17 protein-coding genes and 1 pseudogene are annotated in these 21009 nt (G+C 74.6%); 10 read left to right on the top strand and 8 right to left on the bottom strand.

All coding sequences use genetic code 11. The features are described from left to right. Positions 1-2 precede the first annotated feature (2 nt). From AC0AIB_RS27255 to AC0AIB_RS27240, 4 genes are all read right to left on the bottom strand, one after another. Entirely contained in the window at positions 3-1784 is a 1782-nt protein-coding gene (locus AC0AIB_RS27255; RefSeq protein ID WP_465097745.1) for a DEAD/DEAH box helicase, read from the bottom strand. A 371-nt stretch (positions 1785-2155) separates the two neighbouring features. Then, complete coding sequence (locus AC0AIB_RS27250) at positions 2156-2383, bottom strand: DUF3107 domain-containing protein (protein ID WP_328342717.1); 228 nt, start codon at positions 2381-2383, stop codon at positions 2156-2158. A 65-nt stretch (positions 2384-2448) separates the two neighbouring features. Further along, positions 2449-3087 carry a TetR/AcrR family transcriptional regulator gene (locus AC0AIB_RS27245; RefSeq protein ID WP_328342719.1) on the bottom strand — a complete coding sequence of 213 codons (639 nt, stop codon included), beginning with the start codon at positions 3085-3087 and terminating at the stop codon, positions 2449-2451. Between the two features lie 1264 nt (positions 3088-4351). Next, on the bottom strand, positions 4352-4504 hold the full coding sequence (locus tag AC0AIB_RS27240) for a hypothetical protein (RefSeq protein ID WP_465097744.1): 153 nt from the start codon (positions 4502-4504) through the stop codon (positions 4352-4354). A 514-nt stretch (positions 4505-5018) separates the two neighbouring features. Here AC0AIB_RS27240 and AC0AIB_RS27235 point away from each other — a divergent pair. The 6 genes from AC0AIB_RS27235 (at position 5019) to AC0AIB_RS27210 (ending at position 12601) form a co-directional block, all read left to right on the top strand. Next, positions 5019-7046, top strand: coding sequence for a Daple (locus AC0AIB_RS27235; RefSeq protein WP_465097743.1), 2028 nt, complete (start codon positions 5019-5021; stop codon positions 7044-7046). 78 nt (positions 7047-7124) lie between these two features. Continuing rightward, the gene (locus tag AC0AIB_RS27230; RefSeq protein WP_465097742.1) at positions 7125-8231 is read left to right on the top strand and encodes an alpha/beta fold hydrolase; all 1107 of its coding nucleotides are present in this window, start codon (positions 7125-7127) and stop codon (positions 8229-8231) included. 5 nt (positions 8232-8236) lie between these two features. Beyond that, positions 8237-9304, top strand: coding sequence for a DUF3152 domain-containing protein (locus AC0AIB_RS27225; RefSeq protein ID WP_465097741.1), 1068 nt, complete (start codon positions 8237-8239; stop codon positions 9302-9304). A gap of 103 nt (positions 9305-9407) precedes the next feature. Beyond that, positions 9408-10370, top strand: coding sequence for a DUF3152 domain-containing protein (locus AC0AIB_RS27220; protein ID WP_465097740.1), 963 nt, complete (start codon positions 9408-9410; stop codon positions 10368-10370). Positions 10371-10480: 110 nt separating this feature from the next. After that, positions 10481-11662 (top strand): adenylyltransferase/sulfurtransferase MoeZ, encoded by a 1182-nt coding sequence (moeZ, locus tag AC0AIB_RS27215; protein WP_442930614.1) that lies wholly within the window; start codon positions 10481-10483, stop codon positions 11660-11662. Positions 11663-11755: 93 nt separating this feature from the next. Further along, a complete protein-coding gene (locus tag AC0AIB_RS27210; RefSeq protein WP_328342729.1) occupies positions 11756-12601 on the top strand; it encodes a prenyltransferase/squalene oxidase repeat-containing protein in 846 nt (281 codons plus the stop codon). Here the strand turns inward: AC0AIB_RS27210 and AC0AIB_RS27205 are convergent. Both AC0AIB_RS27205 and proB read right to left on the bottom strand, forming a co-directional pair. Beyond that, entirely contained in the window at positions 12593-13834 is a 1242-nt protein-coding gene (locus AC0AIB_RS27205) for a glutamate-5-semialdehyde dehydrogenase (protein WP_328342731.1), read from the bottom strand. The two genes, AC0AIB_RS27210 and AC0AIB_RS27205, sit on opposite strands and share 9 nt — an antisense overlap. Positions 13835-13884: 50 nt before the next feature. After that, on the bottom strand, positions 13885-15042 hold the full coding sequence (gene proB, locus AC0AIB_RS27200; RefSeq protein ID WP_328342733.1) for a glutamate 5-kinase: 1158 nt from the start codon (positions 15040-15042) through the stop codon (positions 13885-13887). Positions 15043-15055: 13 nt separating this feature from the next. Here proB and AC0AIB_RS27195 point away from each other — a divergent pair, with 13 nt between their 5' ends. The 3 genes and pseudogenes from AC0AIB_RS27195 to AC0AIB_RS27185 all read left to right on the top strand — a co-directional run bounded on the left by AC0AIB_RS27195 (position 15056) and on the right by AC0AIB_RS27185 (position 18388). Beyond that, positions 15056-15370: an MGMT family protein gene (locus AC0AIB_RS27195; RefSeq protein WP_328342735.1), complete on the top strand. Its 315-nt coding sequence runs from the start codon at positions 15056-15058 to the stop codon at positions 15368-15370. Positions 15371-15401: 31 nt separating this feature from the next. Then, positions 15402-16826, top strand: a pseudogene (locus tag AC0AIB_RS27190) (MFS transporter); the annotation flags it as partial. 5 nt (positions 16827-16831) lie between these two features. Beyond that, positions 16832-18388: a pyridoxal phosphate-dependent decarboxylase family protein gene (locus AC0AIB_RS27185; protein WP_465097739.1), complete on the top strand. Its 1557-nt coding sequence runs from the start codon at positions 16832-16834 to the stop codon at positions 18386-18388. Between the two features lie 120 nt (positions 18389-18508). Here the strand turns inward: AC0AIB_RS27185 and AC0AIB_RS27180 are convergent, their stop codons facing one another. Together AC0AIB_RS27180 and AC0AIB_RS27175 are read right to left on the bottom strand one after the other, a co-directional pair. Next, positions 18509-19714, bottom strand: coding sequence for a hypothetical protein (locus tag AC0AIB_RS27180; protein ID WP_328342741.1), 1206 nt, complete (start codon positions 19712-19714; stop codon positions 18509-18511). Further along, positions 19707-20255, bottom strand: a complete 549-nt coding sequence (locus AC0AIB_RS27175) for a SigE family RNA polymerase sigma factor (RefSeq protein WP_442930615.1) — start codon at positions 20253-20255, stop codon at positions 19707-19709. Before AC0AIB_RS27175 ends, AC0AIB_RS27180 begins: the two co-directional genes overlap by 8 nt. Positions 20256-20436: 181 nt before the next feature. Between AC0AIB_RS27175 and AC0AIB_RS27170 the strand changes: the two genes are divergently transcribed. Then, positions 20437-21009, top strand: a 573-nt coding sequence (locus tag AC0AIB_RS27170; RefSeq protein ID WP_465097738.1) for an NADH-quinone oxidoreductase subunit B, incomplete at its 3' end; no start/stop codon positions are given.

Raw genomic sequence — 21009 nt, 5'->3', positions numbered from 1 at the left:
CGTCAGTCGGCGGTGGCCTCGGCCGGCGTGTCCGTGCCGGAACCGCCGCCACGGCGACGCCGCCGACGACGGGGCCGGGTCGACTCGCCCTCGGCGGCCGGCCCGGTGGCCGCGCCTGCGGCGGTGTCGGTGGCCGCGCCCGTGGTGGTAGCCGCGCCTGCGCCGGTGTCGGTGGACTCCCCGCCGGTCACCGCGGTCGACTCGCCCACGACCACCTCGCCGGCCCGACGGCGACGCCGGTGGCGGGGGGTACGGGTGCCTTCCTCGGCGGACTCGACCGGTGCCTCGGCGGCGTCCGGCGCGTCGGTGCCGGGGCGACCCCGACGCCGTTCGCCGCGACCGCTGCCCGCGCCCCGGCCACTGCTCTCACCCCGGCCGCCGCCGTCGCCACGGCCACTGCTCTCACCACGGCCCCGACCCTCGCCGCGTCGGGGGCTCCGGCCGCTGCTCTCGCCCCGGCGGGACCGGCCACCCAGGTCCTCCTCGACCTCGGCGGAGAGCCCGGCGCGGGTCCGCTCGGCGGTCGGCAGGGTCCCGGTCATCTCGGACGAGATGTCCAGGTCGGTGTAGAGGTGCGGGGAGGTGTGGTAGGTCTCCGGCGGCTCGGGCATGTCCAGGCCGAGCGTCTTGTCGATGATCCGCCACCGGGGCATGTCGTCCCAGTCGACGAAGGTGACCGCGACACCTGTCGCCCCGGCCCGACCGGTACGACCGATCCGGTGGGTGTAGGTGTCCTGGTCTTCGGGGCAGTCGTAGTTGATGACGTGGGTGACGCCGCTGACGTCGATGCCCCGGGCGGCCACGTCCGTGGCGACCAGAGTGTCGATCTTGCCGGCCCGGAACGCGCGTAGCGCCCGCTCCCGCGCGCCCTGGCCCAGGTCACCGTGCACCGCGGCCACCGCGAAACCACGGAAGTCGAGGTCTTCGGCGACCCGGTCGGCGGCCCGCTTGGTACGGGTGAAGATCATGGTCAGCCCGCGCCCCTCGGCCTGGAGGATCCGCGCCACGATCTCGATCTTGTTCATCGAGTGGGTGCGGTACGCCAGCTGCTGGGTCTGCGGCGACGGGCCGGTCTCGGCGGTGTGCCCGGCGTGGATCGTCACCGGCCGGCGCAGGAACCGCCGGGACAGGGTGACGATCGGGTCCGGCATGGTGGCCGAGAAGAGCATGGTCTGCCGGTCCTCCGGCAGCATCGCCAGGATCTTCTCGACGTCGTCGAGGAAGCCCAGGTCGAGCATCCGGTCGGCCTCGTCGAGCACGAGCGCACGGACCCGGTCCAGCCGCAGGTGCTTCTGCTTCTGCAGGTCCATCAGCCGACCCGGGGTGCCGACCAGGATCTCCACGCCCTTGCGCAGCGCGTCGATCTGCGGCTCGTACGCCACCCCGCCGTAGATCGGCAGCACCCGCACGCCCCGGGTGCGCCCGGCGGCGGCGAGGTCCTTGGCGACCTGGATGCCCAGCTCACGGGTGGGTACGACGACAAGCGCCTGCGGCACGCCGTCGCTGCCCTCGCCCGGCGCGAGAAGCCGCTCCAACAGCGGTACGCCGAAGCCGAGGGTCTTGCCGGTGCCGGTCGGCGCCTGCCCGATCATGTCGGTGCCGCGCAGCGCGATCGGGATCGCGTACTCCTGGATCGCGAAGGCGCGGGTGATGCCCGCCGCGGCCAGGGCCTCGACGGTCTCGGGCCGCGCGCCGAGCGCGGCGAACGTGGGGGCCTCCGGGCGGACCGGGGCGGTGGGGACCAGTTCCTGGCCCTCCAGTTTGTCGAGAATCTGTTCGCTCATCTGGATCTGGGGGTGCCCTCTCGTGGTGCGCCCCGTTTTGTCCTCAGGGCGCGTTCGGTATGGCGCGGGCCACGCGATCGGCGGCGGAAAATCGCCGAGCCGGACCGGGCCGCACGCGCGCCGCAGGCAGGACTTCGATCAGATCGGCGCCCACGGCAACACCCTCATCCTACCTGAGCAGGCAGGCAGACGCCCCTGACCTGGAGGCCCGGCTTTTCGCCGGGGGTGGAAAATGTGACCCGGGTCACCGTCGGCCGCCGTCGGCGGCCGGAGAGCGGGCTGACGGAGCTGACCGGCCACGATCCGGTCAGGGCAGCCCGACACCGGGCCCGGCCTGCGGCGGGATCACCCGCCGCAGGGGCCGGACCGGTTCAGCGAACGGTGAACCCGACCGCGCGGGGGGACGCCTCGGCGATCTCGACGTAGGCGACCTTGCCGACCGGCACGATGACCCGTCGACCCTTCTCGTCGGTCAGGGACAGCGTCCCCTCGGCCTTGGCGAAGGCGTCGGTCACGATCTGCTCGATCTCGGCCGGCGACTGCGCGCTCTCCACAACCAGCTCGCGCGGCGCGTACTGCACGCCGATCTTGACCTCCACTGTGCCTCCTCAGGTGGGCGAAATAGCCGCCGATCGGAAGGCTATCCGATCTCGGGGCAGGATGTTCAGGCCGACTCACCCTGGAGCGGGAAGCTCGCGATGCCCCGCCAGGACAGCGCGGCGACCAGCGCCTCCGCCTCGGCCTTGGGCATCCGCCGGCCGCCGGCCAGCCAGAACTGGGCGGCGGTCTCGGCCGCGCCGACCAGGCCGGAGGCGAGCAGTTCGGCGTGCGGCCGGCTGACCCCGGTGTCCGAGATGATGGTGTCGGTGATCGCCGCGATGCAGCCCTGCTCCACCCGCTCGACCCGCTGCCGGACCGCCGGATCGTTGCGCAGGTCCGACTCGAAGACGAGCCGGAACGCCTCGCTCTCGTGGTCGACGAAGTCGAAGTAGGCCCGCACCGACGCCCCGACCCGCTCCTTGTTGTCGCTGGTGCCGCGCATCGCGTCGTGCACCTTGGCGACGATGGCGTCACAGTGCGTGTCGAGCAGCGCCAGGTAGAGATCCATCTTTCCCGGGAAGTGCTGGTACAGCACCGGCTTGGAAACCCCGGCCCGCTCGGCGATGTCGTCCATCGCGGCGGCGTGGTACCCCTGCGCTACGAACACCTCCTGAGCCGCCGCGAGTAGCTGCTTACGGCGTGCTGAACGGGGTAGCCGGGTGGGCCGGCCGGCAGTCTGCGCACCGTTCCCCACAGCGGTCATGGGAACCTCCGAGTTTCGTCATTCCAGCCGGCACTTCTACCCCGTACCGGTCAGGGCACTCACCCCGGCCCCGGAATTGGCCCGCCGCTGTAACTTATCGCCACTGTCACCACACGGTAGCCTCAGCGAGGGCGACCAAGGAGCGCGCGGTGAGTGAATCAGGGCAACCCGGTGCCGCCACCCCGGGAGAGCACGACGACGGTACGGGTCAGCAGGACGACCTGGCCCGTTCCGTCAGCGGGTGGGCACCTGGGGCCGGGTGGTCCGGCGGGGCCGACGCCCCGGGCTACCGGGAGGCCGGGTCACCGTGGAACCGGGCCGACCCGACGGCGGGCTGGGGTGGGCCGCCCTCGCGACACGGAGACCTACCTGCGCCGTTCACCACTCCGCCGGCCGGCGAGGAGCCCCTCCGTAACGGTCGGGCGCACCACAATGGTCACGACTCGGCACCGGATTTCCCGGCCCCCCCGCGTCATCCGGTGAGCGCCCCACCCGGCGATCCCCGGTACGCCGGAGACGAACCCCGGGTCACCGACGGTGACCGGCTGGTCGTCCCGGCCCAGCGGCCGGTGCCGCCGACCGAGCAACAGCACTCGGCGGAGGCCGCCCGACACTCTTCGGACGATCCCCCCACCCCCGGCGCCGGGCGCTGGCCCGACGGTGACGTTTCCGCCTCGGCCGGCACCGGGCGCTGGCCCGACGGCGACGTGCCCGCATCGGCCCCGCCTGCGGTGCAGGTCCCCCCGGTGGGCACGGCTGCTTCCGGGTTCGAGGTGCCGCCAGGTTTCCACGCCCCCGAGCCGGGCGAGGCCGGGTCCTCCCCGCCCGAAGTCCGCCGCGAGTGGGGTGGCCGCTTTTCCGCCGAGGGTGAGCCGCGCGACGAGGCCGACCGCTTCGCCCCGGGGGAGCCGTCCGCAGGCACCGAGTCGGGTGGCGCACAGCCGCGGCGCACCGAACCGGGTGGCGGAGATCCATATGGTGCCGGGCCGCCTGGTGTCGGGCCGCGTGCTGCCGGGCCGGGGGGTGGCGAGTCGCGTGCCGCCGGGCCGGAGGGTGGCAGGCCGCATGGTGGCGGGGAACGGTCGTCCACCGAGCGCCGGCAGGCCACCGCAGCGGACGAACCGGACTGGTCCGGCCCGAGCTGGAACCGGCCGAGCTGGGGCGGGACCTGGGCGCCCTCCTGGGCCCGCGACGAGGACCCGTCTGCCGCCCGCCGGACCCGGGCCGAACGGGCGGCGGAGTGGTCGGCCGAGCCCGCCCGCCCCTACGAGCCGGTGCGCGCCGAGCCCGCCCGTCCGTACCAGCCGGTGCGCGCCGAGCCCGCCCGCCCGTACGAGCCGGTGCGCTCGGAGGTGCCGCGCCCGTACGAGCTGACCCGCTCCGAACCGGTCACCCCACCGGCGGTACCGGAGCCCACGCCGCCCGTGGTCGACCGATCCGACCGGCACCGGCCGACCGCCGACCGGTCCGCTCCGGGTCATCCCGGCCCCGACCGCCCCGACCGTGACCACCCCGATCGTCACTGGTCCGAGCATCCCGACCCGCCCGGACAGAGCTGGTCCGAGCACCCCGACCCGCCCGGACGGAAGTGGTCCGACCGCACCGACCGGCCCGATCGTGACTGGTCCGACCGCCCCGATCGGGACTGGTCGGCTCGTGACCGGTCGGATCGCACCGGTCGGCCGGGCCAGGACCGGTCCGATCGCACCGATGGCGACCGCACCGACCGCGACCGGTCTGACCAGGAGTGGTCGGATCGCACGGACCGGCCCGGACAGGACCGGCCCGCGCGGGACTGGCCTGACCGCAGCGGTCGACCGGAACGGGGGGAACGGGACTGGTCGGATCCTGCCGCGCGGGACTGGTCCGACCGGGTCGAGCGGTCCGATCGTGAGCGGCCGTCGGGTGAGCCGCCGGTACCGGAGCGCACGGTGGACCGGTCGGCCGAGCAGCCCGGGTGGGCCATGGGCCGACTCGCCGCCACCCCGCCCGCCGTGCCGTCCCTGCCCTATGACGAGCCGGCCGGCATGCCACCCGCCCCTCGCGGCGAGCCGGCCGGAACGCCTCTCCTGCCCCGCGACGAACCGGTCAGGTTGCCGCTGCCCCGGGACGAACCGGCCGGCTTGCCGCTGTCTCGGGACGAGCCGATCAGGTTGCCGTTGTCTCGGAACGAACCGGTCAGGTTGCCGCTTTCCCGGGACGAACCGGTCGGGTTGCCGTCCGCCTCCGGCGGTGAACGGGGCACCGGGCTGCCGGCCACCCCACCGGCCGGTCGTACCGAGCAACCGTTCCGGCTCCCCCGGGACGAACCGGTCGACCGGCCGGCCGCCCCACCGGCCGGCCGCGCCGAGCAACCGTTCCGACTTCGGTCGGTGCCGACGCAGCCGCCCGGTCCCGCCGACCTTCCCGGTCACCCGCCGGAGCCCGCGGCCACCGCCGTCGGCACCCATGCCACCGCCGTCGGCGCCCCCACCGCGAGCGGGCCACGCCGCCTGGACCAGATCCCGCCCGCGCCCGCCCCGACGAGCGACCCCCCCTACGCGGCCCGCCGATCCGCCCCTGACCCGCTGACCACGGCCGAGCCGGTGGTGGACGAACGGAGGCCGGACCGGGGCACGGCGGTGCTGCCGCAGCGCGTCCCTGCCGAACCGGACGTCCCCGTCGTGCCGGAGCCGCCAGCCGTGGAGCCCCCCGCCGAGACCCCCGAACTCGCCCGAATCGCCACCCACCTGCGCCGTGACGACGAGCCTGCCCCACCGCGGGAACGCCCCGAGGGCTTCGACGTCAACGCGATCCTGGACGCCGTACGTGAGGTGGCCGGGGTGCGGGACGCGGCGTTGCGTCGTACCCCGGCCGGGGCACACAGCCTGCGACTCGACCTGTCCGACGGGGCCGACCCGGCGGAGGTGAGCCGGCTGGTGGCCCGACTGCTCCAGGAGCGGATGGGCCTCGCCGCGGCACCGCAGAACCTGTCCGGTGAGCCGAGCGCGCCGGTGCCGCCGCCGCTGCGCCGCCGCACCGGTGAGCCGCGCTCCGGGGAGACCCGTGGCCGCGACGAATCGACCCCGACCGATCGCCGGGACCCGAACCACGGCGCACCGACCGGCCGGGCCCGCACCGGCCTGCCGTCCGCCGGCCTGCCGTCCGCCGGCCTGCCGTCCGCCGGCCCGCCGGCCGTAACCCCGCCGGTGCCCTTGGAGGAGCGGCCGGTCGGTGCGCCCGCCCGGCTGACGGGGGAGCCGTCGGTCGACGGGCCCGGCCCGGAGCGACCGGTTGCCGGGGTCGGCACCGGCGGGGAAGCCCCCACCGGCGGACCGATCTGGGACGAGGAGCAGCCGGCCGAGCAGTCGCCGACCGTGTCCGGGGCACCCCGGCGACGCCGGCAGCCGACCGCCCACCGGGGTCGGGCCAGCGTGGAGGAGACCGTCCCGGGTTCGCAGTTGCCGCCTCCGACCGGGAGCCCGGCGACGCTCAACGCGTCGTACTCGGGTGGTGGGCAGATGACCACGACGGAGACCGCGCCCTCGCGACCGTTGGACACCGGCGGCGTGCCGGGGCCCCGGGTGGTCATCGACCACGTCCAGGTGAGCACCTTCGGCCTGGACGCCAACGTCGAGGTACGCCTGCTCGCCGCCGGTGAACCGGCGGCGGGGCACGCCACCGGGCCGGCCGTGGACGGGTACGTGCTGCGGCTCTGCGCGGTGGCCGCCGCGGCGGCCGTGGACGAGTTGCTGCGCCACGCCGAGCGCACCGTCGAGCGGGGACGCTGCTTCGTCGAGCACGCCGCCGTGGTGCCGTTCGGCAACTGCGAGGTGGCGACAGTGGTGGTGCTGCTGGTCTGCGACGGCTGGGTGGAGCAGTTGGCGGGTTCGGCGCTTGTCGCCGGGGATCCCCGCCAGGCGGTGGTCCGGGCCACCCTGGCGGCGGTCAACCGTCGCCTCGAAGCGCTGCTCGCCTGACTGTGCGGCTGGCCTGATCATGAGCCTGGCTGACCTGGCACGTTGTCGGTACGGGGACGGGACGGGAACACTGCCGGTATGAAGCGCGCCGCCCTCTGGCCCGAGGAGCACCTGCCCCCGCACCGGCTGCCCCCTCCCTGGCCCGGCCGGGCGGTACGCCTCGACGGCATGCTCACCTACGTCCGGGACACCCCGGCCACCGGGCCGGACGCGGAACCGGCGCTCTACGTGCACGGACTGGGCGGTTCGTCGCAGAACTGGACGGACCTCGCCGGCCTGCTCGCCGACCGCCTCGACGGGCAGGCGATCGACCTGCCCGGTTTCGGCCGTAGCGAACCGGGGCTGCGGTACACCATCCCGGCCTTCGCCGAGCGGGTGGTGCGCTGGATCGAGCACTCCGGCCGGGGTCCGGTGCACCTGTTCGGCAACTCGCTCGGCGGGGCGGTCTCGGTGTACGTCGCAGGTCGCCGGCCGGACCTGGTGCGTACCCTCACCCTGATCTCGCCGGCCCTGCCGTTCCTGAACTTCGGCCGCTCGTTGCAGGGGCGGATGCTGCCGCTGCTGGCCATCCCGCGCGGGGAGCGGCTGGCCGCCTGGCGGCTCGCCCAGCTGGCCCCGGAGGTGATGGCCCAGCAGGCGATGGAGGCGTGCGTGGCCGACCTGAGCCGGATCAGCGAGCAGCGCCGGCAGGAAGCGCTGGAGGAGATCCGGATCCGGTACGAGGCGACCCACTACGCCGCCGCGTACGTCCGCACGTTCCGGGGCCTGGTCGCCAGTTTCCTGCGGTCGTACCTGCCGGGGCCGGGGTCGTTGTGGCGGATCGCCGCGGGGATCCAGGCGCCTGCGCTTGTGGTGGGGGGTATGAAGGACCGGCTGGTGGACGTCCGGGTGGCCCCGCAGACGGCCCGGATCATCCCGGACAGCCGGCTGATGATGCTGGCCGGTGTCGGGCACGTGGCGCAGCTGGAGGTGCCGCGTACGGTGGCCCGCGCCGTGCTGCACCTGCTCGCCGAGGTGGCCGGGAGCACGCCGCCCGACCGGCCCCCCACGCCGCCCGTCAGTGGTGACGTCGGGCGGCCTGACGCCGACACCCACCCCGGCGGTGACGTCGCGCCACGGGCCGGCGGGAGCGACGCGCCGGAGTGCGGTGGTGACGCGGCGTGGCAGCCCGAGGTGGCATCCTGAGCCGGATGTCTGCGCTCCTACGTCACGGTCCGCGACCGACCCGCGGCACCCGCCGCCCTTCCGTCGCCCTGCGCCGCCTCTCCCTGGCCCTGCGCCGCCTGCCCGTCGCCCTGCGCCGCCTGCCCGTCGGCACCGGTCGGTCGCGTCCGGCGGTGCTGGCCGTCGTACTGCTGCTGGTGGTGGTCTCCGGCGGGCTGGCGGTCACCGCAGGTGCCGAGCCGGGTGTCGGTCGGCTGGTCGCCAGGCCGGTGGCGACCCCCGTCGCACCGTCCGGCACCGCCCTCGGCACCGGCTACGCGTCGGGAGCCGCTGGTGTCTCAGGGTCGGTCGGTGAGCTCGGGCGGGCGGGGCTCGCCCACGGCTCCGGGCCGGTCGGCCCGTCCGCTGCGGCCGGACCGGTGCCGCCGGTCGAGGTGCCGTCCGCGGAGCAGGCCGGGGCCGTGGTCCCGACGACGACCGTGCCGCCGTTGGCGTTGTCCGGGCCGGTGCCGACGACCGGCGGGGGCACCTTCCGGTACGACGACCGGGCCGGGACCATGCTCGGCCGGTCCGGCGTGCTGCGGCGGTACCGGGTGGCCGTGGAGGACGGCTCCGGCGAGGACGTCCGGGACTTCTCCGACCAGGTGCAGGCGGCGTTGGCCGGGCCGGGCAGTTGGGTGGACGGCGGGCGGTTGCGGCTGCTCCGGGTGCCGGGGAACGCGCCGTACGACTTCACCGTCGAGCTGGCGACCCGGAACACCGCGGGTCGGTTGTGCCGGGCCGGGGGCGTCGACATCCGGGTCGATGGCGTGCCCTACACGTCGTGCCGGGCGCCGGGGAAGGTGATCCTCAACCTGGACCGGTGGCGGACGTCGGTGCCGCACTTCGTCCGGGGTGGTGTGCCGTTGGCGCTGTACCGGACGTACGTGGTGAACCACGAGGTGGGCCACCAGTTGGGGCACCGTCACGAGGGGTGCCGGGGGTCGGGGCGGCCGGCGCCGGTGATGCAGCAGCAGTCGCTGTTTCTGCACGGCTGCACGGCGAACCCGTGGCCCTACCTGAACGGAAAGCGGTACGCCGGCCCGGCGGTCTGAACCAAGGGCTGTCCCGCTGAGCCGTTACCGGTGAGGTGAAACATCCTCCCGTAATATGCGGCAATAGCACCGATATGCCCGATTGGTCTGCCATGCTGGGCGGGTGAGCACCCCGACCGAGTCCGCCGGATGCCCGGAGCCGCCGACCACCGGCCGGCCCGATCAGGCCCAGGCCGATCAGGCCCAGGCCGATCAGGCTCCGGCCGACCCGGGTCAGGCCGGCCCGTACGCCGCGCCGTGGCTTGGCGTACCCCGCCGGAGGGCGGCGTGGCGCGGCGTACCGGGCGTTGGGCCGTACCGAAGCCGTCGGTCGCGCCGTCGTCGCCGGGCGGCCCTGCTCGGCCTGGCGCTGCTCGGCGTGGGCGGGTTCGTCACGGTGTACCCGGACGACCGGTCGGACCATCCGGCGCAGGTCGTCGGCCGGATGGCCGACGGTGCCGGCGGCGGGCGGCTGGCCGACGGTGCGGCCGGGGAGCGGCCTGCCGCCGGTTATCCGCGCAGCGGACCCGGTCGCTTCACCGCTGCCGACGGCCGTTCCGAGGTGTCCGGCTTCGACGGCCCGCTGTACCGCTACCGGGTCGAGGTGGAGCAGGGCACCGGTCAGGACGTGGACGTGTTCGCCGCCGCCGTGGACGACACCCTGGGCGACCCGAACAGCTGGATCCGCTCCGGTGAACTGCGGTTCCAGCGGGTGCCGGAGGCCGACGACGCCGACTTCACCGTCTACCTCGCCACCCCGGCCACCTCCGAGCGGATCTGCGCCGAGGGCGGGCTCGACACCGAGGGCTACACCTCCTGCCGGCTGCCCGGACGGGTGGTCATCAACCTGGCCCGCTGGATGGAGGCCGTGCCGGACTACGGGGCACCGCTGTCGGTCTACCGGACGTACGTGGTGAACCACGAGGTCGGGCACGAACTCGGCGAGGAGCACCAGGCCTGCCCCGGCCCCGGCGAGCCGGCCCCGGTGATGCAGCAGCAGACGTACGGGCTGGACGGCTGCGTGGCGAACGCCTGGCCGTACGTCGACGGCTCCCGCTACGCAGGCGACCTCGTCCCGGGTAGCTGAGATATTCCCGCTCCCGTATGTCGGACGGGGTGTCCCTGCTCATGGCCGGGCGGCGCTCCGGCGAGCAACAATGGGCCGGTTCGCCACCAGCCGATCCCGGGGAGTCCACCGTGTCGTTGCCCCCGCTCGTCGAACCCGCCGCCGAGCTGACCGTTGACGAGATCCGCCGCTACTCCCGCCACCTGATCATCCCTGACGTCGGGGTGCAGGGGCAGAAGCGGCTGAAGAACGCCCGGGTGCTCTGCGTCGGCGCCGGCGGTCTCGGCTCGCCGGCCCTGATGTACCTGGCCGCGGCGGGGGTCGGGACGCTCGGCATCATCGACTTCGACACCGTCGACGAGTCCAACCTCCAGCGCCAGATCATCCACGGCGTCTCCGACATCGGCCGGTCCAAGGCCGAGTCCGCCGCCGCGTCGATCCGTGAGATCAACCCGCTGGTCCAGGTGGAGATCCACAACACCGCGCTCGACCGGGAGAACGTCCGGGACATCTTCGCCCGGTACGACCTGATCGTCGACGGCACCGACAACTTCGCCACCCGGTACATGGTCAACGACGCGGCGGTGCTGCTCGGCAAGCCGTACGTCTGGGGGTCGATCTACCGGTTCGACGGCCAGGCGTCGGTCTTCTGGGCCGAGCACGGTCCCTGCTACCGCTGCCTCTACCCGGAGCCCCCGCCGCCCGGCATGGTGCCGTCCTGCGCCGAGGGCGGCGTGCTCGGCGTGCTCTGCGCGTCGATCGGCTCGATCCAGGTCAACGAGGCGATCAAGCTGCTCGCCGGGATCGGCGAGCCGCTTGTCGGCCGGCTGATGGTCTACGACGCGCTGGAGATGGAATACCGCAAGATCAAGGTCCGGAAGGACCCGAACTGCGTGCTCTGCGGTGAGAACCCCACGGTCACCGACCTGCTGGAGGACTACGAGGACTTCTGCGGCGCGGTCTCCGAGGAGGCCCAGGAGGCGATCGTCGACTCGACCATCACCGCCACCGAGCTCAAGGAGTGGCAGGACGCCGGCAAGGACATCTTCCTGGTCGACGTCCGGGAGCCCGCGGAGTACGAGATCGTCCGGATTCCCGGCTCCACCCTGATCCCCAAGGGCGAGATCATCTCGGGTGAGGCGCTGGCGAAGCTCCCGCAGGACCGGCAGGTCGTGCTGCACTGCAAGTCCGGGGTCCGCTCGGCCGAGGCGCTCGCCGCGCTGAAGGCGGCCGGGTTCCGCGACGCGGTGCACGTCCAGGGCGGGGTGCTCTCCTGGATCAAGCAGATCGATCCCTCGCTGCCCGCGTACTGACCGGCGACCCAGGTCGGGGGCGGCGACGAACCGCCCCCGGCCCCGACCGATTCCCCGAGGCAGGATCGCCTCCGTGCCGGTAGCGTCGGCGTCGTGGTCGACTTGGATGCCGCGATCGGCTTCGTCGTGGCGCACGGCGACGCGGTGGATCGCGCCCGGCTGTCCCGGCTGCGCACCGGCGCGTCCGTACCCGACGAGCTGCTCGACGCCGCCGAGGTCGGGCAGACCGTCGACGGCGGCTGGCCCGCCCTCCTCGGCGGTGACGTCCCGTCCGTCGACGCCACCTGCTTCCGCCTGGCCGAGCTGGACGACCTCGGCGCGCTCGGTCGGCCGGCGGCCCGGCACGCACTGGACTGGTTGGCCGCCCGGCAACTGCCCGACGGCGGCTGGGACGAGGACCCGAGGCTGGCCGGCAGCGCCCCCGAGTGGGCCACCCCGGGCGACCCGGAGGCCCGGCTCTACCTCACCGCCAACGCCGCGTTCTGGCTCAGCGTGGCAGGTCGGGACGCCCGTGCCGCCGGCCCGCTGGACCACCGCGTCGGCGGGGCGTACGCCGGGGTGGTGCAGGCGGCGGCGCAGGCCCTGGCCGGGCAGCTCGCCCCGGACGGCACCTGGCCGTCCTTCCTGGCCGCCGGCTGGCTGAGCGCGGCCGTGCTGCACCGCCAGCAGCTCTACTACGAGTCGGCCCGGATCCAGGCGGTGCTCGCCGAGCGGATGCCGAAGCTCTCCCCGGCCGACGTGGCCGCACTGGCCGGCACGCTGCGCCGGGTGGAGGTGGGCGAGGAGCAGTGGGTGCTGGTGTCGGCCCGCAAGCGCCTCGCCGAGACCCAGCGCAGCGACGGCGGCTGGGACAGCGACGACGGCCACCAGTTCGACGTGCACACCACGCTCACCGCGATCCGCGCCTGCCGCCCGATCAGGCCGGGTGGCTCAGCGTAGGTGGCCGTCGCCGGTCACCACGTACTTGGTGGAGGTCAGCTCGGGCAGCCCCATCGGCCCCCGGGCGTGCAGCTTCTGGGTGGAGATGCCGATCTCCGCGCCGAAGCCGAACTCGCCGCCGTCGGTGAACCGGGTGGAGGCGTTCACCATCACCGCCGCCGCGTCGACCCGGGCCACGAACTCCCGGGCGGCGGCCTGCGAGTCGGTGACGATCGCCTCGGTGTGGCCGGTGCCGTAGCGGCGGATGTGCGCGACCGCCGCGTCGAGCGAGTCGACCACGGCGACGGAGATGTCGGCCGACAGGTATTCGGTGGCGAAGTCCTCGTCGGTGGCCGCCACCACGTCGGGGGAGTACGCGGCGACCTCGGGGGAGCCGTGCACGGTCACCCCGGCCTCGGCGAACGCGGCAAGCACGGCGGGCAGGAACCCGTCGGCGACGTCGGCGTGCACAAGCAGCGACTCGGCGGTGTTGCAGGTGCTCAGGCGCTGGGTCTTGGCGTTCAGGGCGATCGCCAGCGCCTTGGCCGGGTCGGCGGCGGCGTCCACGTAGACGTGGCAGTTGCCCACCCCGGTCTCGATCACCGGCACCGTCGACTCCTCGACCACCGTGCGGATCAGCGACGCCCCGCCGCGCGGGATCAGCACGTCGACCAGGCCCCGGGCCCGCATCAGCTCCTTGACCGAGTCCCGGGAGCCGGCGTCGAGCAGCTGCACCGCGTCGGCCGGCAGGCCGGCACCGGCGACCGCGTCGCGCAGCACCGCCACCAGCGCCGCGTTGGAGTGCGCGGCCGAGGACGACCCGCGCAGCAGCGCCGCGTTGCCGGACTTCAGGCAGATGCCGGCGGCGTCCACAGTCACGTTGGGCCGGGCCTCGTAGATGATCCCGACCACCCCGAACGGCACCCGGACCTGCCGCAGCTCAAGCCCGTTGGGCAGGGTCGAACCCCGGACCACCTCGCCCACCGGGTCGGGCAGCGCGGCCATCTCGCGCAACGCGTCGGCGATGCCGGCCACCCGGCCCGCGTCGAGGGCGAGCCGGTCCAGCACGGCCGCGCTCAGCCCGGCCTCCCGCCCGGCCGCCAGGTCCGCCTCGTTCGCGGTCAGGATCTCCGGCGTACGCGCCACCAGCGCGTCGGCCATCGCGCACAGCGCGGCATCCTTGACCGTACGGGTGGCGACCGCCAGGGCCTCCGCCGCGTCCCGGGCCCGCCGGGCCTGCTCGACGACGCTCATTGCGCACTCCTCGGGTGTCCGGAGGTGCCCCCCGCGCGGGGGCACCCGTGTCACAGCAGTACCAGGTCGTCGCGGTGCACGACCTCACGTTCGTACGCCGGGCCGAGCGCCGCGGCGAGTTCCCCGGTGGACCGGCCGAGCAGACCGGGCAGTTCCACCGCGTCGTAGTTGACCAGCCCCCGGGCCACCGACGCGCCGTCGACGTCGACCAGGTCCACCGGATCCCCGGCGGTGAACGTGCCGTCCACGGCGGTGATCCCGGCCGGCAGCAGCGACTTGCGACGACCCACCACGGCCTGCACCGCGCCCGGGTCGAGGTGCAGCCGGCCCCGGGGTGCGGTGGCGTGCGCCAGCCAGAACAGCCGGGCCGCCGGGCGTCGACGGGCCGGGTGGAAGAACGTGCCGACCGGTTCGCCGGTCAGCGCGGCACCGGCCAGCGGGGCGGCGGTCAGCACCACCGGGATGCCGAAGCCGGTGGCGATCCGGGCGGCCTCCACCTTGGTGACCATGCCGCCGGTGCCGACCCCGGCCCGACCCGCGCCGCCGATGTCGACGCCGACCAGGTCGGCCTCGCCGCGTACCTCGGTGATCCGGGTGCTGCCGGGCCGGGTGGGGTTGCCGGTCCAGAGCGCGTCGACGTCGGAGAGCAGGACCAGCAGGTCGGCGTCGACCAGGGCGGCGACCAGGGCGGCCAGCCGGTCGTTGTCGCCGAACCGGATCTCCTCGGTGGCGACCGTGTCGTTCTCGTTGACGATCGGCACCGCCCGCAGGTCGAGCAGCTTGCGCAGGGTCCGGTACGCGTTGCGGTAGTGCACCCGTCGGGTCACGTCGTCGACGGTGAGCAGGACCTGCCCGACGGTGAGCCGGTGCCGGGCGAAGCCGGCCGCGTACCTGCCGATCAGCAGGCCCTGGCCGACGCTGGCGGCGGCCTGCTGGGTGGCCAGGTCGCGCGGGCGGCGGGGGAGCCCGAGCGGGGCGAGCCCGGCGGCGATCGCCCCGGAGGAGACCAGCACCACCTCGCGGCCGGCGGCGACGAGCGCGGCGAGGGCGTCCACCAGGGTGTCCACCCGGGCCTCGTCCAGGCCGCCGGTCGCGGTGGTCAGCGAGGAGGAACCGATCTTGACGACGATCCGCCGGGCCTGGGTGACTGCTTCACGCACCCGCCCATTCTGCGCGGTCGGCCCCGACGGACCCCGCCGCGTTCCCATATCCTGGCCGGTCGTGACGCCTGAGGAGTACGTGGAGGCGGTGCTCGCGCTGGTCGAGCGGATTCCGCCGGGCCGGGTGATGTCCTACGGGGCGATCGCCGACGCGCTCGCCGAGCGGTCCGGGCGGGCCTCGGCCCGGCTGGTCGGCTCGATCATGGCCCGGCACGGCGCTGCGGTGCCCTGGCACCGGGTGGTGAACGCGGCGGGCCGGCTGCCACCCGGGCACGAGGTGCGGGCGCGGGCGCTGCTGCGGGCCGAGGGCTGCCCGCTGCGGGGTGCCGGGGTGGATCTGGATGCCGCCAAATGGTGGCCGGATGAGGGGCGGTGACCAGGGGGTAACGTGAGTAACATTCGGCCGCATGGACGCGCCACCGGCCGAGCCCGGCTCCCCACCCGCCGGCCCGCCCGCGCCGACCGCCGGGGTGTCCCGGACGGACGTCGGCGGGTCCGTGCCGGCCGCCCGGGCACCCACCTCGGACGGCGTCCCGGCCCGGTCCGTCGGCCGCCCCGGCCCCGACCCGTTGCCGCGTCGGGTGCACGCCGGTTACGCGCTCGGCTCGTTGGCGACCGGGGCGTTCGGCACCGTGCCCGGGTTGCTGCTGCTGCCCTACCTGACCGACACGCTCGGGGTGGCCGCCGGGCTGGCCGCCCTGCTGGTGCTGTTGCCGAAGGCGTGGGACGTGCTTGTCAACCCGGTCGCCGGGCGCATCTCCGACCGGACCCGCTCCCGGCTGGGGCCACGCCGGCCGTGGCTGCTCGGCGCCGGGCTCGCCCTGGCGGTGCTCTTCGCCGCCATCTTCGCCGCGCCCTTCGGTGCCGGGCCGGCCGCCGGGGCGTACGTGGCCGTCGCCTTCCTCGCCACCGCCACCGCGTTCGCCTTCTTCCAGGTCCCGTACGTGGCGATGCCGGCCGAGCTGACCGACGACGCGGCGGAGCGTACCCGGTTGATGAGCTGGCGGGTCGCGGTGCTGGCGCTTGCCATCCTGATCTCCGGCGCGGTGGCCCCGATGGTGGTCACCGCCGGTGGCGAGGGGGTGGCCGGGCACCGCTGGATGGGGGCGTTCGTCGCCGCGCTGATCGCGCTCGGCGCGCTCGGCGCGTTCCTCGGCACCCGGTCGGCGGCGACCGGCACGGTGACCGCGACCGAACCGACGCTGCGCGCCCAGCTCGCCGTGGTCGCCGCCGACCGGCCGTTCCGGGCGCTGCTGCTCTGCTTCGTCGTCCAGTCCGCCGGGGTGGCGACCATCCTGGCCGGGGTGAGCTACTTCGCCGCCCAGATCCTGCGGGACCCGACGACCGGGCCGACCGTGCTGTTCGCCTGCTTCGTCGGGCCGGCGCTGCTGGTGATGCCGCTGTGGACCCGGCTCGGCCGCCGACTGGGCAAGAAGACCGCGCTGGTCACCGCCTCGCTGCTGCTGGCCGCCGGGGCGGCGGCCCTGGTGGCCGCGCCGGTGCTGCCCGCCGCCGCCGTCTACGCGGTGGTCGCGCTCCTCGGCGTCGGGTACGCCGGCCAGCAGGTCTTCGCACTGGCCCTGCTCCCCGACTGCGTGGCGGCCTCGACCGCGCGCACCGGCCGCCGCCAGGCCGGAGTCTTCACCGGCCTGTGGACCGCCGGCGAAACCCTCGGGCTGGCCCTGGGCCCCGGCATCTACGGCCTGATCCTGGCCCTGTCCGGCTACGTCTCCTCGGCCACCGGCACCGCCGCCCCCCAGACCCCCACCGCCCGCCTAGGCGTCCTCCTGGCTTTCACCCTGATCCCCGCCCTCCTGATAGCCCCCGCCACAACTCCATGATCGACGAAAACGGGGTGCCTGCGGAGCAGGTGCTGGACGAGGTTCGGCAGTTGCGGGCGGGGGATCGGCCGGTGCACGGGGGGCGGTTGTTCGCCTATGTGTACGACCCGGGGGTGGGAGGGCTTGACGCGTTGGCCGGCGCGGCGCATGCGGAGAGTGCGCATGTGAACGGGCTTGATCCGACTGCTTTTCCGTCGCTGCTGGCGATGGAGAACTGGTTGGTCGGGGCGGCCGGTGGGCTGCTCGGGGGTGGGCCGGGCAGCGCCGCGCCGGAGGTGGTGGGCAGCGTCACCAGCGGTGGCACCGAGTCACTGATCCTGGCGGTCAAGGCGGCCCGGGACGCCCGCCCGGAGCTGACCGCACCCCGGATCGTGGTGCCGGCGAGCGGGCACGCCGCCTTCGCCAAGGCCGCCCACCTGCTCCGGGTCACCCTCGACACGGTCGGAGTCGACCCGGCCACCCTGCGTCCGTCGGTCGCCGACATGGCCGCGGCGATCCGCCCGGAGACGGTGCTGGTGGCCTGCTCCGCCCCGTCGTACGCACACGGGGTGGTCGACCCGGTCGCCGGGATCGCGCAGGTTGCGGCGGCGGCCGGGGTGCGTTGCCACGTGGACGCCTGCTTCGGTGGCTGGACCCTGCCCTACCTGCGTCGCCTCGGCGTGCCGGTGCCGCCGTTCGACTTCACCGTCGACGGGGTCACCTCGATCTCCGTCGACCTGCACAAGTACGCGTACGCCCCGAAGGGCGTGTCGGTGCTGCTGCACCGGGACGCCACGCTGCGCGCCCCGCAGTACTTCGCGTACGCCGACTGGCCCGGCTACACGATGATCAACCCGGTGCTCGCCTCGACCCGCTCGGGTGGCCCGATCGCCGCCGCGTACGCCACCCTGCGGCACCTCGGCGACGACGGCTACCTGCGGCTCGCCGCCGCCACCCGGGAGGCGGTCGGTGCACTGGCCGCCGCCGTCCGCGCGGTCGACGGGCTGCGGCTGATGGCCGAGCCGGAGTCCACGGTGGTCTGCTTCACCAGCACCGACCCGGCGCTCGACCTCTTCGTCCTGGTCGACGAGCTGACCGCCCGGGGCTGGCACACCCAACCCCAGCTCCGGTACGCCGACCTGCCCGCCAGTGTGCACCTCACGGTGACCGCCTCGGTGGCCCCCCGGGTGGCCGAGTTCGGTCCGGACCTGGTCGCCTCGGTGGCCGCCGCCCGCCGGGCCGGGCCTGTCGAGCTGCCGGCCGAGCTGGTCGCCCTGGCCGGGTCGCTGACCCCGGACGCGCTCACCCCGGAGCTGGTCGCCGGCCTCGCCGCCGGGCTGGGGCTGGCCGGGCCGGGGTCGGGTGGATCGGCCGAACCGGTCGGACCTGGCGGGCCGGGGTCGGATGGATCGGCCGAACCGGTCGGACCTGGCGGGCCGGGGTCGGGTGGACCCATGCCTACGCCGCCGGACCGGATGGCGGTGGTGAACACCTTGCTCGACGCCGCGCCCGCCGCGCTGCGGGAACGATTGCTCGTGGAGTTCGTCGGCCTGCTCCAACGCCCCACCTGGTGACCCTCCCGGGCCCGCCACCCGGAGTCCGCCCGGTTCGGCGGACCCCTGGTGGCAGTGACCCGGCCAGCCCCGCCCGCCCGGCCCCGCCCGCCCGGCCGATTGTCGTGCCCGGTCGGGTGGTCACCGGTAGGGCAGCGGGGCGCCGTTGTCGTGTTCGATCACCTCCGCGACGACCTGGTTCTCGGCGTCCAGCGCCTCGGCGGTCACCTCGGCCGTGCCCGCCCCGAGTGGGTCGTCGGCCGCCACCCGCAGCCCGAGGGTCAGCTGGAACTCCGCCCCCGGCGCCAGCTGGCCCAGGTCGCAGCGCACCGGCCCACCGGTCGTCGCCGGTGCGGCCCGGCAGGCCGACCAGTCGCCGCCGTCCGGGCGTAGCGCCGACGGCAGGTCGAACCGCAGTGCCACGGAGTGGGCCGGGGCGGTGCCCACGTTGCGGACCCGTACCGTCGTGGTGCCGGTGCGGGCGCCGTCCGGCCCGGCGTTGAGCACCAGGTCAGTGGCGGTGACGACGAGGTTCACCAGGTGCGGATTCGTCGGGAAGCTGGTCGGCCCGGAGACCTGGCGGAAGGACCCGCCGTCCCAGCGGTAACCACGCCACTGCCGCAGCGACCACCTGCCGTCCCAACCACCGCCCGGGTAGAGGTCACCGACCTGGATCCGGACCACCCCGTCGCCGCGTACCTGCATCCCGATCAGCCACTGGGGCCGCTCCCGGGCGCTGAGGACCACCCGTCCGACGGTGACCACCCGGCCGGCGGTGTCCCGGTCGAAGGCCACCACCTGCTGCCAGCCGTGGGTGCCGAAGACGCACTGCACCAGCGCCACCGTCTCCTGCGCCCCGTCCCCGTCCACGTCGCCGTGGTGCAGTGCGAGCAGAGCGTTCTTCCCCCACTGGCCTTCCCCGGTCAACCGGACGTCCCCGGTCTGGCACTCCGCGCTGGCCGGCCAGGTCGGCAGCGTCACCGGGGTGGCCAGCAGTTGGCTCCGGCTGATCCGGCCGTCGGGCGGCGTCGGCGTCGGGCCCGCGCTGCTCGGCGAAGGGCTACCGGTCGGGGTAGTCGGCACGCTCGACGTCGGCGGGCTGGTCGGGTCGGGCACGGGCAGCACCGGGCCGGGCCGGGGCTCCGGGCGGTGCAGCGCGACGTAGCCCAGGGTGGGGGCGGTGAACAAGGTGAGCAGTGCCGCGAGCCATGCGACCCACCGACGGCGGCGACGCAGCCGCACGGTCCGTCGGACGGCGGCCGGGCCGGGCACCACCACCGCCGCCAACACGGTACGGCGGTAACGGGCGAACTCCTCGGTCGGATCGAGGATCTCCGACTCAGGCATCTCGCACCTCCTCGGTGCTCTCACGCAGGTGCGTCGCCAGGGCGGTCCGGCCCCGGTGCAACCAGGACTTCACCGTTCCCTCGGCGACCCGTTCCTGGGTGGCGATCTCGGCGACCGACAGGTCGGCCAGGTAGTGCAGGACGACCGCCCGGCGTTGCTTCGGCGGCAGCTGCGCCAACGCGACGTCGACCGCCACCCGGTCCGGCGTCGGCCCGGCGACGTGCGCCTCCCGCTGCCGGGACAACCACGCCTGGGCGGTCCGCAGCCGTCGCCACCGGTTGTGGCCGAGGTTCCAGGCGACCTTGCGTACCCAGGCCAGCGGGTCGTCGTAGCCGGCCACCCGGTCCCACCGCACGTACGCCCGGCAGAACGCCTCCTGCACCAGGTCCTGCGCCTGCCCGAGGTCGCCGGTGTAGGCGGTGAGCTGGACGACCAGCCCGCGGAAGTGGGCGTGGTAGAACCCGTCGAAGGTCAGTTGCGGCGGTTCGGGTCCGGAGTCCGGTGGTGGATCACCGACCCGCATGCCTCTCGTCACAGTCACTCGTCCTCCCCGTGGTTGCCGGCGCTGCGCACCCGAGGTGCGGCCCGCCGTCACAGGGGTAAGAGCCCCGGCCGGCCCCGGTGGTTGCGCCCGACGCTGTGGTTGACTGTCCATTGGGAGACAGCGCAGCGGCCACGGCGACGGACGGTCGCCGCCCGGCCGGACGGGACGGGAGGCGGTCGTGCAGTTGCCGGGAGTGCTCGGCGAGCCGATCCGGTTCGTGCTCAACTGGGGTCGCCGTTACTCGCTCTGGGTGTTCAACTTCGGCCTGGCCTGCTGCGCGATCGAGTTCATCGCCACCAGCATGGGCCGGCACGACTTCATCCGGCTCGGCGTCATCCCGTTCGCCCACGGCCCCCGGCAGGCCGACCTGATGGTGGTCTCCGGCACGGTTACCGACAAGATGGCCCCGGCGATCAAGCGGCTGTACGACCAGATGCCCGAGCCGAAGTACGTGATCTCCTTCGGTGCCTGCTCCAACTGCGGCGGCCCGTACTGGGACTCGTACTCGGTGACCAAGGGCGTCGACCAGCTCATCCCGGTCGACGTCTACGTGCCCGGCTGCCCGCCCCGGCCGGAGGCGCTGCTGCACGGCATCCTCCGTCTCCAGGAGAAGATCGCCGCCGAGCGGTCCGGCATCGGCGGCGTCGACCGCACCGACCCCCTCGCCCCACTGGCGGACGTCACCCCCTCCTACGGCGTAGTCCCGCGCCCGGTCGAGTCCCTCACCGCCCCCCCGGTCCGCCCACCCACC

This window comes from Micromonospora sp. DSM 43699 (genome assembly GCF_055517075.1).
This window is presented reverse-complemented; position numbering and strand designations above follow the sequence as displayed.

What these genes read in the sequence shown, in the direction of transcription:
- AC0AIB_RS27185 (WP_465097739.1), top strand. Translation starts at nt 16,832, where the DNA reads ATGATCGACGAAAACGGGGTGCCTGCGGAGCAGGTGCTGGACGAGGTT.
- AC0AIB_RS27230 (WP_465097742.1), top strand. Translation starts at nt 7,125, where the DNA reads ATGAAGCGCGCCGCCCTCTGGCCCGAGGAGCACCTGCCCCCGCACCGG.
- proB (WP_328342733.1), bottom strand. Translation starts at nt 15,042, where the DNA reads ATGGGAACGCGGCGGGGTCCGTCGGGGCCGACCGCGCAGAATGGGCGG.
- AC0AIB_RS27180 (WP_328342741.1), bottom strand. Translation starts at nt 19,714, where the DNA reads ATGCCTGAGTCGGAGATCCTCGATCCGACCGAGGAGTTCGCCCGTTAC.
- AC0AIB_RS27245 (WP_328342719.1), bottom strand. Translation starts at nt 3,087, where the DNA reads ATGACCGCTGTGGGGAACGGTGCGCAGACTGCCGGCCGGCCCACCCGG.
- AC0AIB_RS27255 (WP_465097745.1), bottom strand. Translation starts at nt 1,784, where the DNA reads ATGAGCGAACAGATTCTCGACAAACTGGAGGGCCAGGAACTGGTCCCC.
- AC0AIB_RS27225 (WP_465097741.1), top strand. Translation starts at nt 8,237, where the DNA reads ATGTCTGCGCTCCTACGTCACGGTCCGCGACCGACCCGCGGCACCCGC.
- AC0AIB_RS27205 (WP_328342731.1), bottom strand. Translation starts at nt 13,834, where the DNA reads ATGAGCGTCGTCGAGCAGGCCCGGCGGGCCCGGGACGCGGCGGAGGCC.